Here is a 15,929-nt window from a genome sequence, read left to right as displayed (position 1 = left end):
AATAACAATAAACCAAACTAAGACCTATTAATAAAATTTAACGGCTCATAGCAATAACCTTCTAAACCTTTTCAAACTTTTCAGACTGCCCAAACCTTACTAAGCAGCCGCCATTCAATCAAATATCGACCTAAATTTGAGCTATCCTTCTGTTTTCCTTTATAATGCGACACTCTTTGCTCCTTCTTTGTCCCCTGCCGAACCATGAAACGGATTCCTGCCTACCATCGCTGGTGGCGCTACAAGTCTTATCTTCCTGATGCGACGCTGCCTGCACATACGGTGGAATGCCCTGATTGCGGCTGCCGTATGGATATTCCGCGCCTGCGTCAGGGGCAGGAGGCGCATTGTCCGGTGTGTAACCATGAAATCGTGGAAGTGGAAAACAATCCGTATATCGCGCCGATTGCCTATGCGCTGACAACCTTGATTCTGATGGCGTTCGCGTACAATATGGTGTATATCCGCGTCGATTTGTTCGGCGTGACATCGATTTTGTCGTTGCCGCAAATGATGCGGCTTTTGATTTCGCTGGATTACGGTTTTCTGGCGGAAGTGATGTTTATCCTCACCTTCGGCGCGCCCTTACTGTTTCTGCTGCTCTGCCTTTATGTTTATACGGCTTTGATACGCGAAAAGGCCTACCCTGCGCTGCGCTTTGCAACGCGCGTATTAGTGCGGCTGCGCCATTGGATTATGGTGGATGTGTTTTTTATTTCCACTTTGGTGGCGTATATCAAGCTCTCATCCGTTGCTACAGTGGAATTCGGCTCGGCGTTTTATCTGATGTTTCCGCTGTCGGTCATGCTGATTCGGACTTCGGTATCGATTCCGCAGCATTGGGTTTATTATAAGATTCACCGTTTAACCGGCGGCCATGCGGTTCAGACGGCCACTGAAGACAAAATCTGTTGCAGCCGCTGCCTGTATTTCCGCAATAAAGACGAGCAGCCTTGCGGCGTATGCGGCGCAGACTTATACCGCCGCCGCCCGAAAAGCCTGAGCATTTCGCTGGCGTTTTTAATGGCGGCGTTTATCCTGTATTTCCCTGCCAACATCCTGCCAATTATGATTTCGTCCAATCCGACGGCTTTGGAGATCAATACGATTTTCAACGGCATTGTGTATATGTGGGACGACGGCGACCGATTGATTGCCGTGATTATCTTTAGTGCCAGTATTATGCTGCCGGTTTTGAAGATTATTGCGATGGCGGTTTTGATTTATTCCGCATACTTCAAACCCATGATGAGCGCGGACAAAATGTCGGTTTTGTATCGGATTACCGAATCCATCGGCCGCTGGTCGATGATTGATATTTTTGTGATTATTATTTTGATGAGTTCGTTCCACACCAATATGGCACGCGTCGTGCCGGGTGGTGCGGCGGTTTATTTCTGCCTGGTCGTTATTTTGACCATGCTTTCGGCCTATTATTTCGATCCCCGTCTGATTTGGGACAAACAACAGCAGCTTTCAGACGGCCTTGATTCTGACCAGACCTTAACACAATGAAAAAACACGATTCTTCACCCAATTATCACGCCCCGGCGCGTGTCAAGAAAACCAATGTCTTCACATCTATCGTGTGGCTGATTCCGCTGATTGCGCTGATTGCCGGCGGCTGGCTTTTGGTTAAAGACATCCGCAACCGCGGCCCTGTCGTTACACTGTTGATGGACAGCGCGGAAGGCATCGAAGTCAACAACACCGTTATTAAAGTGTTGAATGTCGATGTCGGACACGTTACCCGCATCAAATTACGCGATGACCAAAAAGGCGTGGAAGTTACTGCCCAGCTCAGCGCCGACGCCAAAGACCTTATCCGCAGCGATACCCAATTTTGGGTGGTCAAACCGCGTATCGACCAAAGCGGCGTTACCGGCTTGGGAACCTTGCTTTCCGGCTCATATATTGCATTTACACCGGGTAAAAGCCAAGAAACCAAAGATGTATTTGTCGTCCAAGACATTCCGCCGATTGCCGCCATCGGTCAAAGCGGCCTGCGCCTGAATTTGATCGGCAAAAACGACCGTATCCTCAACGTCAGCAGCCCGGTTTTATATGAAAACTTTATGGTTGGCCAAGTAGAAAGCGCGCATTTCGACCCGTCTGACCAAAGCGTACATTACACCATCTTCATCCAAAGCCCTAACGACAAACTGATTAATTCTGCCAGCCGTTTCTGGCTGGAAAGCGGCATTAATATCGAAACCACAGGCAGCGGTGTCAAACTCAATTCCGCCCCTCTACCTGCCCTGCTGTCCGGCGCAATTTCCTTTGACTCGCCTAAAACAAGCGACAGCAAAAATGTCAAAAGTGAAGACAGCTTCACACTTTACGACAGCCGTAGCGAAGTCGCCAACCTGCCTGACGACCGCTCGCTGTACTACACCGCGTTTTTCAAACAATCCGTACGCGGCCTGTCTGCCGGTTCGCCTGTCGAATACAAAGGCCTGAATGTCGGCGTGGTTTCCGATGTCCCTTATTTCGACCGCAACGACAGCCTGCATTTGTTTGAAAACGGTTGGATTCCCGTACGCATCCGTATCGAGCCTTCCCGTTTGGAAATCAATGCCGACGAGCAAAGCAAAGAACATTGGAAACAACAATTTCAGACGGCCTTAAACAAAGGCCTGACCGCCACTATCTCCAGCAACAACCTGCTGACCGGCAGCAAAATGATTGAGTTGAACGATCAGCCTTCCGCATCGCCTAAGCTGCGACCGCATACCGTTTATGCAGGCGATACCGTTATCGCAACCCAAGGCGGCGGTTTGGACGATTTACAGGCAAAAGTGGCCGATTTGTTAGACAAGTTCAACAATCTGCCATTGGATAAAACCGTTACCGGCTTGAACGGTTCGCTTGCCGAGCTCAAGTCCACACTCAAATCTGCCAATGCCGCTTTAAGCTCCATCGACAAACTGGTCGGCAAACCGCAGACACAAAACATCCCTAACGAGCTGAACCAAACCCTGAAAGAGTTGCGTCAAACCCTGCAAGGCGTATCGCCGCAATCACCTATCTACGGCGACGTACAAAATACGCTGCAAAGTTTGGACAAAACCTTAAAAGACGTTCAACCCGTGATTAATACTTTGAAAGAAAAACCCAACGCGCTGATTTTTAACAGCAGCAGCAAAGACCCTATCCCGAAAGGAAGCCGATAATGCGCCTCTTCCCGATTGCCGCCGCCCTGACGCTTGCCGCCTGCGGCACTGCGCAAAGCACACAATATTTCGTCCTGCCCGACAGCCAGTACATCCGACCTGCTGCCCATGGCAACGAAATCGCGGTCAAAGTCAACCTTGCCGAACCGCTTGCCAACGGCGGCCTCGTTTACCAAACCGATGCCTATCATGTGAATCTGGCGAAAAACCACCTTTGGGCGGCACCGCTCGATGACGCATTGGCGGCAAACCTCAGCAACAAGCTTAACCGCCTCAATCCGCATCGCACCTTCGTGCCTGCTTCACGCAGCCAAAGCAGTCAAACCCTGAAAGTCTATATCGAAGCCTTCCAAGGCAGCTATCAGGGGCAGACCACCATCAGCGGTTATGCACAATGGCCGGACGGACGCAGCAAACCGTTTAACGCCATCACGCCGCAACAAGGTGACGGCTATACCGCCATGCTCGAATCGTTGGAAAACGGTTTGTCACAGGTTGCCGATACGATTGCCTATTAAAAACCCAAAGGCCGTCTGAAAAAACTTTCAGACGGCCTTTTTTATGTTTCAAACATTCATCACAACGCGCGGTCAAAATATAAAGCCACGCCGGAACGTTCGCTCATTGCCAACAAATAATCCATCAATTTTTGCGGCCATTGAATACCGCGTACAACGGTTAGGTTGCGCAAAATAGGGAACGTCAGGATATCTTCCAAACTGATTTCACCGCCCAAGCCTTCGCCTTCGCACACCAGCGCTTCCAGTTCTGCCAAGTCTTGATGCAGACGCTCCAGATATTGCGCCGTTTTGTTCAGATTAGTCTCAAAATTACCGATACTTTTCTCTTTTTTGTCGATAAAGTATTTTTTCGCTTCATCGGTCTCAAATTCGGGCAGGCCGATTTTAACCATACGCGGCTGTACCAATTTGTTATTGTATTCGCCCACTTTGTCCAACCAAGCCTGCACTTCTGGACGAACCTCTCCTTTCAGATGGCCTTGATCAATGTAACGGACAATATCCAAACTCTCGCCCATAAACGAACCGTCTTCTTTTTGCAAAATCGGCACTTGTTTTGAGCCAATCATGCCAATCGGCGTAGCTTCATCATCGTTCGCCAAGACAACTTCTTCCACCGCTACATCGCGCAAGCCGAAAATCATCCGCGCACGGACGCAAAACGGGCAATGGTCGTAAATATACAGTTTCATCGAAATGCTCCTTAAAATTTCAAAACGGTTAACCATAACACCCAAGGCCGTCTGAAACAAGACTTCCTGAAACATAGTGCCACATTCGCATACAAATCTAGGGCTGTCGGCAATAAACTGTTACAATAGCAGCGTTTTTATCAGAAAGAAAAAAACGCACGCCATGACCACTATTCGCCAAACGCCCCAAACATCGAGCGTAACGCTGGAAGGCCTCCTCGCATGGTTCGACGGCTATGTTGCCGCGCTGCCTGATCCCGATAAAAACCTGATTCAGACGGCCTTTGACCTGTCTAAAGAACATTATCCTGCCGATGCCCTAACGACTTACGGCGAGCCATTGATGGAACATTTCCTCGGCTCGATGCAAATCGTCAGCGAACTCGACCTCTTGCCCGATGCCGTGGCCGCTACGATTTTGTCCGACATCGGCAAATACGTTCCCACTTGGCGCGAATTGGTTACCGAACGCTGCAACAGCACCGTTTGTGAGCTGGTCAAAGGTGTGGACGAAGTGCAGAAACTGACCCAATTCGCCCGCGTGGACAGCCTCGCCACGCCGGAAGAGCGCGCCCAACAAGCCGAAACCATGCGCAAAATGCTGTTGGCGATGGTTACCGACATCCGCGTCGTCCTGATCAAACTGGCCATGCGTACGCGCACCCTCCAATTCTTAAGCAACATTCCCGACAATCCTGAAAAACGCGCCGTTGCCAAAGAAACCCTCGACATTTTTGCCCCGCTCGCCAACCGCTTGGGCGTGTGGCAACTCAAATGGCAGCTCGAAGATTTGGGCTTCCGTCATCAAGAGCCGGAAAAATACCGCGAAATCGCCCTGCTTTTGGACGAAAAACGCACCGAGCGCCTCGAATATATCGAAAACTTCCTCAATATCCTGCGTACGGAACTGAAAAAATACAATATTCATTTTGAAGTTGCCGGAAGACCGAAGCATATCTACTCCATTTACAAAAAAATGGTGAAGAAAAAGCTCACTTTCGACGGCTTGTTCGACATCCGCGCCGTACGGATTTTGGTGGACACCATTCCCGAGTGTTACACCACGTTGGGCATTGTCCACAGCCTCTGGCAGCCGATTCCGGGCGAGTTCGACGACTATATCGCTAACCCGAAAGGCAACGGCTATAAAAGTTTGCACACCGTTATCGTTGGCCCGGAAGACAAAGGTGTAGAAGTCCAAATCCGCACCTTCGACATGCACCAATTCAACGAATTCGGTGTTGCCGCCCACTGGCGTTATAAAGAAGGTGGCAAGGGTGATTCCGCCTATGAACAGAAAATCGCTTGGTTGCGCCAACTCTTGGACTGGCGCGAAAACATGGCCGAAAGCGGCAAAGAAGACCTTGCCGCCGCCTTTAAAACCGAGCTGTTCAACGACACGATTTATGTTTTGACCCCGCACGGCAAAGTCCTCTCCCTGCCTACGGGCGCTACCCCCATCGACTTTGCCTATGCCCTGCACAGCAGCGTGGGCGACCGTTGTCGCGGCGCAAAAGTCGAAGGACAAATCGTACCGCTGTCTACGCCGTTGGAAAACGGACAACGCGTTGAAATCATTACCGCTAAAGAGGGAAATCCTTCCGTCAACTGGCTCTACGAAGGCTGGGTCAAATCCAACCGCGCCATCAGTAAAATCCGTGCCTACATCCGCCAGCAAAATGCGGATACCGTGCGTGAAGAAGGCCGCGCCCAATTGGACAAGCAGTTGTCAAAAATCTTCCCCAAACCCAATCTGCAAGCATTGGCAGAAAAACTCGGCTTCAAAAAAACCGACGAACTCTATACGGCCATCGGTCAGGGCGACGTTTCCAACCGCGCCATCCACAAAGCCTGCGGCGCGCTGAATGAACCGCCTCCTGTACCGATTGATGAAACCAATATCGTCAAGCAGTCCAAAATCAAAAAAGGCGGCAAAAACGGCATTTTGATTGACGGCGAAGACGGCCTGATGACCACGCTTGCCAAATGCTGCAAACCGGCACCTCCTGACGATATTGTGGGCTTTGTTACGCGCGACCGCGGTATTTCCGTCCACCGCAATACCTGCCCTTCTTTCCGCCACCTTGCCGAGCAGGCTCCGGAAAAAGTGTTAAATGCAAGCTGGGCAGCCTTGCAAGAAGGACAAGTATTTGCCGTCGATGTTGAAATCCGCGCCCAAGACCGCTCCGGTTTGCTGCGCGACGTTTCGGATGCGCTGGCGCGTCATAAACTCAACGTTACCGCGGTGCAAACCCAATCGCGCGATTTGGAAGCCAGTATGCGCTTTACCCTTGAAGTCCGCCAAGTCAACGACCTGCCGCGCGTATTAGCCAGCTTGGGCGACATCAAAGGCGTTTTAAGCGTAACGCGCTTGTAATTCCCATTCCCCCATCTAAAGGCCGTCTGAAAGTATTGCTTTCAGACGGCCTTTCACACATCGGCTGCCAATATATAACCTACGTTTCTATCCTTACAATCAGCCGTTATTTCCTATCCGCCATATTCTCAGGCAAACTCGCCATCCGTATGATAAAGAAAGATATTTTTATTCTTATATTAACCTTAAGGAAACTTCATGGATACACGAGACCTGTTCCCTCATGAAATTTTGCAGGACGCCATCGGCAAAAGTTGCGCCAAATCTGAATTCAGCATCAAAATGTTGGTGATTTTGAGTTTTTTAGGTGGTGGCTATGTCGGCTTCGGCTATCTTGCCTGCCTGCGCGTCATCAGTGGCATTCCTGCCGAATGGAACGGCCTGGCCGCCCTTTTGGGCGCATCCGTGTTCCCGATTGCGCTGATTTGTATCTTAATCGGCGGTGGAGAGTTGGCAACAGGCAATATGATGATTATGGCTTTGGGCAGATTGACCGGCCGCGTCAGCACTCACAAACTGGTACGCAACTGGCTCATTGTCAGCTTGGGCAATCTGGCAGGCGCCGTTGCCATGGCCTATTTCCTCGGCCACTATGTCGGCCTGGCAGAGGGAGCGGCTACGGCTAAAACCATTGCCATCGCAGAAGCCAAAGTTAATATGGACTTTGGCCGTGCATTCGTCTCCGCTATCGCATGTAACTGGATGGTGTGCATGGGTATTTGGTTCTATTTCGGTTCACGCCATACTTCAGGCCGCATTTTGGCAACTTGGTTTCCGGTCATGATCTTCGTGTTAATCGGCTTTCAACATTTTGTTGCCAATATGTTCATCATTCCGGCCGGCATTTGGGCGGGCGCAAACGTCAGCTGGGGTCAATTTTTCTACAACATGATTCCCGTTTTCTTAGGCAACGTCCTGGGCGGGTCATCCTTTGTCGCAGCCTCTTATCTCTTTGCTTACAAACACTTACTAAAAGACGATTTTTCTATTTAATGTAGTCTTTTTTTCTAAAAACCCCGTATCTACCCGACACAGATACGGGGTTTCTGCACAAGGCCGTCTGAAAGTCCAAGTCGTTTAATTACTTTTTCTCTTTAATCCTCAAAAAACATCAGGAAAGATAGTTTCACACACTTTCCTTCGTCATCATCGGTAAAAATTTATATATTTTTATGTTTTTAAATGACTTAGCTAAAAGGCGGCATCAATTTCGAATAAAGGCTGAGTTCTTCGCTTTGCAAAAGCGACTTTTTACGGTATGCTGGTTTAAATTATTTACAATTTAATGCATTAAAATTTCGTATTTTATTGTATTTGAAAATAATTTATCCTGTCTCTCTCGCAAAAAACAGGATTTTTAAGCTGTATTTTTATTAGAAAAAAGTTTGGGTATGAATTGCTTGCAATTTCAAAACCCGTATTTATAAGTTAGATGAGGAATAAGTACATGAATCCCATGTATATCACTTTCGCGATCTATTTGGTCGCCGTATTACTGATCGGCCTCGCCGCCTATTTTTCAACACGAAACTTCGACGACTACATTCTCGGCGGCCGCAGCTTAGGTCCGTTCGTGACCGCGATGTCTGCCGGTGCTTCCGATATGTCAGGCTGGCTTTTGATGGGCTTGCCAGGTGCCATTTACCTGAGCGGTTTGAATGAAGCTTGGATCGCCATTGGTCTGATTGTGGGCGCATACCTCAACTGGCTGTTGGTTGCAGGCCGTCTGCGCGTACATACCGAATACGCCAACAACGCGCTGACGCTTCCTGATTACTTCTTTCACCGCTTCGGTGCCGGCGGTCACTTGATGAAAGTGGTTTCTGCACTGATTATCTTGTTCTTCTTCACTATTTACTGTGCTTCAGGCATCGTAGCCGGTGCTACCCTGTTCCAAAGCCTATTCCACGGTATGTCTTACACTCAAGCCATGTGGCTGGGTGCCGGCGCAACCATCGCCTATACTTTCTTGGGCGGTTTCTTGGCAGTAAGCTGGACCGATACCCTGCAAGCTTCTTTGATGATTTTTGCATTGGTACTGACTCCTGTCATGGTGTACTTGGGTTTGGGCGGTGCTGATCAAATGAACGCTGCCATCCAACAAGTTGCCGCTTCTACCGGTAAAGAATACGGCAGCCTGTTTGCCGGTACTACTTTCATCGGCATTATCTCTACCGCCGCTTGGGGCTTGGGCTATTTCGGCCAACCACACATCTTGGCCCGTTTCATGGCTGCTGAAAGCGCTAAATCTCTGGTTTCTGCACGCCGTATCGGTATGACCTGGATGATTCTGTGTATGGCCGGTGCCGTGGCTGTCGGCTACTTCGGTATCGCTTACTTCGGCGCAAACCCTGCCCACGTTGATGAAATGAACGGCAACCACGAACGTATCTTCATCGCTTTGGCCACCCTGCTCTTCAACCCTTGGATTGCCGGTATCATCTTAAGCGCGATCCTCGCCGCCGTAATGTCCACCCTGTCTTGCCAATTGTTGGTTTGCTCCAGCGCGATTACCGAAGACTTCTATAAAGGCTTCCTGCGTAAAAACGCCCAACAAGCTGAATTGGTATGGATTGGCCGCGTAATGGTATTGGCTATCGCCGTGATTTCCATCCTGATTGCTTCTGACCCTGAAAGCAAAGTATTGGGCTTGGTAGCTTACGCATGGGCAGGCTTTGGTGCCGCATTCGGTCCGGTTGTGATCCTGTCTGTTTTGTGGAAACGCATTACTGCCTACGGCGCACTCTCCGGCATGATTGCTGGTGCGCTGACTGTGGTTGTTTGGGCTGAGTGGATTAAAAAACCTGCTTTGGCCGCACAAGAAACAGGCTTCTCTACCGTTTATGAAATCGTTCCAGGCTTTATCGCTTGTACCCTCGTGATTGTTTTGGTATCTCTGATGGACAAACAACCGTCACGCGAATTGCAAGAACGTTTCGAAAAAGCAGACGCAGAATACCGCGCCTCTAAATAAGACGTTTTCAGACGGCCTGCATGATTCAGTGCAGGCCGTCTGTCTGTGTTATGAAATAAACTGTTTCAAAATAATCTGAGCCTTATCAGAAAAAACAGCAATTTATGCGGATGCATCTTGTATCCGCATCATAATTTTATTACGATATTACTATCCTTCAGAATGCCTGTTTTAGCAGTCTTAATTCAGGCCGTCTGAAATCATGAAAAAACCTTTGGAGAACATAAATAATGTTTAACTTCGCTTTTCCAACACAAACTCCTCTGCGTCAAGCTGTAACTGATGCCTACCGCCGCGATGAAATCGAAGCCGTACAGGATATGTTGCAACGTGCACAGATGACCGACGAAGAGCGCAACGCCGCTTCCGAGCTTGCCCGTCGTTTGGTTACTCAAGTCCGCTCCAGCCGCACCAAAGCAAGCGGCGTAGATGCCTTGATGCACGAATTCTCTCTCTCCAGTGAAGAAGGTGTTGCACTGATGTGTCTGGCCGAAGCCCTGCTGCGTATTCCGGACAATGCAACCCGCGACCGCCTGATTGCCGACAAAATCTCCGAAGGCAACTGGAAAAGCCACTTGAACAACAGCCCTTCCCTCTTCGTTAACGCGGCTGCATGGGGTCTGTTGATTACCGGCAAACTGACCGCGACAAACGACAAACAGATGAGTTCCGCATTGAGCCGTCTGATCAGCAAAGGCGGCGCACCCCTGATCCGTCAAGGTGTGAACTACGCAATGCGCCTGCTGGGCAAACAGTTCGTAACCGGCCAAACCATTGAAGAAGCGCTGCAAAACGGTAAAGAGCGCGAGAAAATGGGTTACCGCTTCTCTTTCGATATGTTGGGTGAAGCCGCATACACCGAAGAAGATGCCAACCGCTACTACAACGACTACGTTCAAGCCATTCACGCCATCGGTAAAGATGCCGCAGGCCAAGGCGTTTACGAAGGCAACGGTATCTCCGTTAAACTTTCCGCCATCCACCCACGCTACTCACGCGCCCAACACGAACGCGTTATGAGCGAACTGTTGCCACGCCTGAAAGAATTGTTCCTTTTGGGTAAAAAATACGATATCGGTATCAATATCGACGCCGAAGAAGCAAACCGCCTCGAATTGTCTTTGGACTTGATGGAAGCTTTGGTTTCCGACCCTGACTTGGCCGGCTACAAAGGTATCGGTTTCGTTGTTCAGGCCTACCAAAAACGTTGCCCGTTCGTTATCGACTATCTGATTGACCTGGCTCGCCGCAACAACCAAAAACTGATGATCCGTTTGGTTAAAGGCGCATACTGGGACAGCGAAGTGAAATGGGCTCAAGTAGACGGCATGGAAGGCTATCCGACTTACACCCGTAAAGTCCACACCGACATCTCCTACCTCGCCTGCGCACGCAAACTCTTGGATGCGCAAGATGCCGTGTTCCCACAATTTGCTACCCACAATGCTTACACTTTGGGCGCAATCTACCAAATGGGTAAAGGCAAAGACTTCGAACACCAATGTCTGCACGGCATGGGCGAAACCCTGTACGACCAAGTGGTTGGCCCGCAAAACTTAGGCCGTCGCGTACGCGTGTATGCCCCGGTCGGCACACACGAAACCCTGCTTGCCTACTTGGTACGCCGTCTGTTGGAAAACGGTGCGAACTCTTCTTTCGTGAACCAAATCGTTGACGAAAACATTAGCATCGACCGCCTAATTAAGAGCCCGTTCGACACCATTGCTGAACAAGGCATCCACCTGCATCCGGCATTGCCTCTGCCGCGCGATTTGTATGGCAAAGACCGTCTGAACTCCCAAGGCGTCGATTTCAGCAACGAAAACGTATTGCAAAATCTGCAAGAAAAACTCAACCAAGCTTCTTCCGAAGACTTCCACGCCGCGTCTATCGTCAATGGCGAAGCGCGTAACGTGGGCGAAGCGCAACCCGTCCGCAACCCTGCAGACCACAACGATGTTGTCGGCACTGTCAGCTTTGCCGATGCGGCATTGGCTCAAGAGGCTATTGGTGCAGCCGTTGCCGCCCTGCCGGAGTGGAGCGCCAAACCTGCTTCAGAACGCGCCGACTGCCTGCGCCGTTTTGCCGATTTGTTGGAACAACACACGCCTGCATTGATGATGCTGGCCGTCCGCGAAGCCGGTAAAACCCTGAACAACGCCGTTGCCGAAGTACGCGAAGCCGTTGACTTCTGCCGCTACTATGCCAACGAAGCTGAAAACACCCTGCCTAAAGATGCCAAAGCTGTCGGCGCAATCGTTGCCATCAGCCCATGGAACTTCCCATTGGCCATCTTTACCGGTGAAGTGGTTTCTGCATTGGCAGCCGGTAACACCGTTATCGCCAAACCTGCCGAACAAACCAGCCTGATTGCTACTTACGCCGTTTCCTTGATGCATCAAGCCGGTATTCCGACTTCTGCGTTGCAACTCGTACTCGGCGCAGGCGATGTCGGCTCTGCCCTGACCGGCGATACCCGCATTGGCGGCGTGATCTTTACCGGTTCTACCGAAGTAGCGCGCCTGATCAACAAAGCCCTGTCCAAACGCGACGACAGCCCTGTCCTGATTGCCGAGACCGGCGGTCAAAACGCAATGATCGTGGACTCTACCGCCCTGCCGGAACAAGTCTGCCTCGACGTATTGAACTCTGCCTTCGACAGCGCGGGCCAACGTTGTTCCGCTCTGCGTATCTTGTGCGTTCAAGAAGATGTTGCCGATAAAATGGTCAACATCATCAAAGGTGCAATGGACGAGCTGGTTGTCGGCAAACCGACCCAACTGACCACAGACATCGGCCCTGTCATCGATGCTGAAGCCCAACAAAACCTGTTGGCCCACATCAACAAAATGAAAGGCGTAGCAAAGGCTTACCACGAAATCAAAACTGCCGCCGACGTTGATGACAACAACTCTACCTTCGTTCGTCCAATTCTGTTTGAATTGAACAACCTGAACGAGTTGCAACGCGAAGTGTTCGGTCCTGTACTGCACGTTGTCCGCTACCGCGCCAGCGAATTGGATCAACTCATTGACCAAATCAACGCCAAAGGCTATGCTCTGACCAGCGGTGTACACAGCCGTATCGAAGGCACTGTTGACCATATCCGCGACCGCATCGAAGCTGGTAACATCTACGTTAACCGCAACATCGTTGGTGCTGTTGTCGGCGTACAACCTTTCGGCGGTCACGGCTTGTCCGGCACCGGTCCAAAAGCAGGCGGTTCATTCTATCTGCAACGCCTGGTTCGTACTCCTGAATGGGTTGCCCCAACCCTCAGCCGAATCGGCCAAGCAGACGAAGACGCGCTCAAACGTTTGGAAACCCTGGTTCACAAACTGCCGTTTAACGCAGAAGAGAAAAAAGCCGCAGCCGCAGCTTTGGGTCACGCACGCGTCCGTACCCTGCGCAAAGCCGAAACCGTATTGGTCGGCCCGACCGGCGAACGCAACTCATTGAGCTGGCGCTCTCCAGAACGTGTTTGGGTACATGGCGGCAATCTGCTGCAAGCCTTCTCTGCCCTGACCGAGCTGGCAGCCGCAGGCATCCAAACCGTTGTTGAGCCTAACAGCCCGTTGGCTTCGTACTCAGCCGATTTGGACGGTTTGTTGCAAGTCAACAGCAAACCTGAAAATGCGGGCATCAGCCATGTTGCCGCCATCGAGCCTTTGAGCAGCGAGCGCAAACAAGAGTTGGCCGGCCGCGACGGTGCGCTCATCCGCATTCTGCCTTCCGAACAAGGTCTGGACATCCTGCAAGTATTTGAAGAAATTTCTTGCAGTATCAATACTACCGCTGCCGGCGGTAACGCCAGCCTGATGGCAGTTGCCGACTAATCACAGCCAAATCAAAGGCCGTCTGAAATTCAGACGGCCTTTTTTATCTATTTTTATTTACATTTTTGCCGGATATTCGCACAAATCGTTAATCAAACATTTGCTACATTGCGGTTTCAAAGCCTTACATGTATAGCGGCCGTGCAAAATCAACCAATGATGGGCATCCATCAAAAATTCTTTGGGAATAAAGCGCATCAGCTTGTCTTCAACTTCGCGCACATCCTTACCAGGCGCGATTTTGGTGCGGTTGGCCACACGGAAAATATGGGTATCGACCGCCATAACAGGTTGCCCGAATGCAGTATTCAACACCACATTGGCTGTTTTACGGCCAACACCGGGCAAAGATTCCAAAGCCTCGCGGTCGGCAGGTACTTCGCCGTTGTATTTCTCCAGCAAAATACGGCAAGTCTGCATGATGTGTTTGGATTTGGTTTTATAGAGGCCTATGGTTTTGGTGTATTCCATCACGCCGTCCAGCCCCAAATCCAACATGGCTTGCGGCGTATTGGCAACGGGAAAGAGTTTGGCAGTCGCTTTGTTCACGCCGACATCAGTCGCTTGTGCAGACAATAAAACGGCGATAAGCAGCTCAAACGGCGAGCTAAAATTCAACTCGGTAGTCGGATGAGGATTGGCAGCGCGGAAACGCTCGAAAATTTCTTGGCGGATTTGTTTGTTCATTGTTTGGATTATTTTTTTATTGGCGCAGCAATTATAGTGAAATCATGTTGATACGGCTACTTCAAGTAAAACAAGGCCGTCTGAAATTGTTTTCAGACGGCCTTGTTTTATAAAAGCATTGCTATTCTAAATGCGATTTACTTCTTACTCAAAGTCAGCCCTGTCCAGCCAAACACCAGCGTCAGAGCCAAACTCAAGTAGCAGAAGAAGGCATAAGGCAGGTATTCCCAAACAGGCACACCCAAGGCATGGCTGATGAATACACCGCAGACACTCCAAGGCACCAACGGGTTGATGACCGTACCTGCATCTTCAAGTGTACGGGCAAGGTTGCGCGAATGCAGACCAAGCTTGTCATAAACCGGCTTAAAGGTTTCGCCGGAAAGCAGGATACTTAAATATTGCTCGCCAATCAGGAAGTTAACACCGACCGATGTCATGGCCACGCTGAAAGTAGCGCGTCCGGCATTGGTCAGGAACGCACGAATAGCCTCCAACAAAGACGGAATCACACCGATGCTGAACAACAGGCCGCCCAAGCTCATGCCGAGTATCACGATGGTTTGCGTAAAGAACATGCTTTCCAAACCGCCACGAGAAATCAAACGGGCAATGTCTTTAAATGCTTCACCTTCGAGTTTGTATCCGCCGTAAAACCACGCGCCCAGCTGTTTCAAATCAGGCGTACTGTGGAAGTAAGTGACAATCAGCGCCACCACAACGGTAAACAACATGGCCACAATGGCATTGACGCGCATCAGGGCGAGGACAACCAGCAAGGCAAACGGAATCAGTGAGTAAGCATGGACCAAACCGGTTGCTTCCAATTGCGCGCGGAAAGCTTCGACGCTGTTCATGTCATGCGCGGCAACATTGGGCAAGAGCCACAACATCAAGGCCGCACTGATCAACCACGCAGGCACAGTGGTATACATCATGTTTTTGATGTGCTCGAACAAATCAATGCCGACAATCGAAGCAGAAATACCGGTCGTATCGGAAAGCGGCGACATTTTATCTCCGAAGAATGCACCCGACACAATCGCACCTGCCGTCATCGCCATATCGGCATGAAACGCAGCCGCCATCCCCATAAATGCCACGCCGACAGTTGCACAAGTCGTCAAACTACTGCCGATAGAAATACCGATGATCGAGCAAAGCGCAAACGCTGAGAAGTAAAAATAAGTCGGCGAAATCAATCCGAAACCGTAATACATCAGCGTCGGAATCGCACCACTCATCATCAGCGCGCTGACCATCAGGCCGATAAAGAAAAACAGATAAATCGCGCCCATGCCCTGCCCGACCGCGCCGATCATACCGTTTTGCATGTCTTGATATTTCAAGCCGCGCATCAAACCGTACAAAAGCAAGACCACGATCGCCGTCACAATCGACATATGCGGCAGCCATTCAAGCGAAATAATCGTATAACCCATTGCCGCCACCAAAGCCAAGGCCACCGCAATGGCCTCGAAACGCGGCATATTGAGTAAGGATTTGAAAGCAAACATTGTTCTTTGCCTTTTTAATAAGTATTTAACAGATTTTAGCATAACAGGCCGTCTGAAAAACCGGTTTCAGACGGCCTGCTGATTATTTTACGAAAACAACGCTCACAAATCCTTGCCATTTTCTTTAAAATAAACGAATTATTTAGAATAAA

At 50.1% G+C, this 15,929-nt stretch carries 10 protein-coding genes; 7 read left to right on the top strand and 3 right to left on the bottom strand.

Annotated elements, in window-relative coordinates:
* The first annotated feature begins 204 nt into the window (after positions 1-204).
* The 3 genes from HMPREF2560_RS07890 to HMPREF2560_RS07880 are packed head-to-tail and all read left to right on the top strand — an operon-like array spanning position 205 to position 3,691.
* Positions 205-1,515 carry a paraquat-inducible protein A gene (locus HMPREF2560_RS07890; RefSeq protein ID WP_083306171.1) on the top strand — a complete coding sequence of 437 codons (1,311 nt, stop codon included), beginning with the start codon at positions 205-207 and terminating at the stop codon, positions 1,513-1,515.
* Entirely contained in the window at positions 1,512-3,173 is a 1,662-nt protein-coding gene (gene pqiB, locus HMPREF2560_RS07885) for an intermembrane transport protein PqiB (protein WP_070607596.1), read from the top strand. The genes HMPREF2560_RS07890 and pqiB overlap by 4 nt, the downstream gene beginning before the upstream one ends.
* The gene (locus tag HMPREF2560_RS07880) at positions 3,173-3,691 is read left to right on the top strand and encodes a PqiC family protein (protein WP_070607599.1); all 519 of its coding nucleotides are present in this window, start codon (positions 3,173-3,175) and stop codon (positions 3,689-3,691) included. Before pqiB ends, HMPREF2560_RS07880 begins: the two co-directional genes overlap by 1 nt.
* 59 nt (positions 3,692-3,750) lie before the next feature.
* Here the strand turns inward: HMPREF2560_RS07880 and HMPREF2560_RS07875 are convergent, their stop codons facing one another.
* Positions 3,751-4,461 (bottom strand): GrxB family glutaredoxin, encoded by a 711-nt coding sequence (locus HMPREF2560_RS07875; protein ID WP_070607601.1) that lies wholly within the window; start codon positions 4,459-4,461, stop codon positions 3,751-3,753.
* An 88-nt stretch (positions 4,462-4,549) separates the two neighbouring features.
* On the opposite strand from HMPREF2560_RS07875, the gene HMPREF2560_RS07870 reads away from it, so the two are divergent.
* From HMPREF2560_RS07870 to putA, 4 genes are all read left to right on the top strand, one after another.
* Positions 4,550-6,763, top strand: coding sequence for a RelA/SpoT family protein (locus HMPREF2560_RS07870; protein ID WP_070607604.1), 2,214 nt, complete (start codon positions 4,550-4,552; stop codon positions 6,761-6,763).
* 198 nt (positions 6,764-6,961) lie between these two features.
* Positions 6,962-7,756: a formate/nitrite transporter family protein gene (locus tag HMPREF2560_RS07865; protein ID WP_063068917.1), complete on the top strand. Its 795-nt coding sequence runs from the start codon at positions 6,962-6,964 to the stop codon at positions 7,754-7,756.
* 454 nt (positions 7,757-8,210) lie between these two features.
* A complete protein-coding gene (putP, locus tag HMPREF2560_RS07860) occupies positions 8,211-9,737 on the top strand; it encodes a sodium/proline symporter PutP (protein ID WP_070607607.1) in 1,527 nt (508 codons plus the stop codon).
* Between the two features lie 230 nt (positions 9,738-9,967).
* The gene (gene putA / locus HMPREF2560_RS07855; protein WP_070607610.1) at positions 9,968-13,573 is read left to right on the top strand and encodes a bifunctional proline dehydrogenase/L-glutamate gamma-semialdehyde dehydrogenase PutA; all 3,606 of its coding nucleotides are present in this window, start codon (positions 9,968-9,970) and stop codon (positions 13,571-13,573) included.
* Between the two features lie 57 nt (positions 13,574-13,630).
* Here putA and nth read toward each other — a convergent pair whose 3' ends face one another.
* Positions 13,631-14,260 (bottom strand): endonuclease III, encoded by a 630-nt coding sequence (gene nth / locus HMPREF2560_RS07850; protein WP_049323145.1) that lies wholly within the window; start codon positions 14,258-14,260, stop codon positions 13,631-13,633.
* Between the two features lie 137 nt (positions 14,261-14,397).
* The gene (gene nhaC / locus HMPREF2560_RS07845; RefSeq protein WP_070607613.1) at positions 14,398-15,777 is read right to left on the bottom strand and encodes a Na+/H+ antiporter NhaC; all 1,380 of its coding nucleotides are present in this window, start codon (positions 15,775-15,777) and stop codon (positions 14,398-14,400) included.
* Between the last annotated feature and the right edge of the window lie 152 nt (positions 15,778-15,929).

The organism is Neisseria sp. HMSC078H04 (assembly GCF_001838135.1).
GTDB lineage: Bacteria > Pseudomonadota > Gammaproteobacteria > Burkholderiales > Neisseriaceae > Neisseria.
Note: the sequence above shows the minus strand (reverse complement) of the source record. Positions and strands in the feature narration are given on the sequence as shown.

Coding starts and splice junctions, on each gene's coding strand:
- putA (WP_070607610.1), top strand. CDS start 9,968: ATGTTTAACTTCGCTTTTCCAACACAAACTCCTCTGCGTCAAGCTGTA.
- nth (WP_049323145.1), bottom strand. CDS start 14,260: ATGAACAAACAAATCCGCCAAGAAATTTTCGAGCGTTTCCGCGCTGCC.
- nhaC (WP_070607613.1), bottom strand. CDS start 15,777: ATGTTTGCTTTCAAATCCTTACTCAATATGCCGCGTTTCGAGGCCATT.
- pqiB (WP_070607596.1), top strand. CDS start 1,512: ATGAAAAAACACGATTCTTCACCCAATTATCACGCCCCGGCGCGTGTC.
- putP (WP_070607607.1), top strand. CDS start 8,211: ATGAATCCCATGTATATCACTTTCGCGATCTATTTGGTCGCCGTATTA.
- HMPREF2560_RS07890 (WP_083306171.1), top strand. CDS start 205: ATGAAACGGATTCCTGCCTACCATCGCTGGTGGCGCTACAAGTCTTAT.
- HMPREF2560_RS07875 (WP_070607601.1), bottom strand. CDS start 4,461: ATGTTTCAGGAAGTCTTGTTTCAGACGGCCTTGGGTGTTATGGTTAAC.
- HMPREF2560_RS07865 (WP_063068917.1), top strand. CDS start 6,962: ATGGATACACGAGACCTGTTCCCTCATGAAATTTTGCAGGACGCCATC.
- HMPREF2560_RS07880 (WP_070607599.1), top strand. CDS start 3,173: ATGCGCCTCTTCCCGATTGCCGCCGCCCTGACGCTTGCCGCCTGCGGC.
- HMPREF2560_RS07870 (WP_070607604.1), top strand. CDS start 4,550: ATGACCACTATTCGCCAAACGCCCCAAACATCGAGCGTAACGCTGGAA.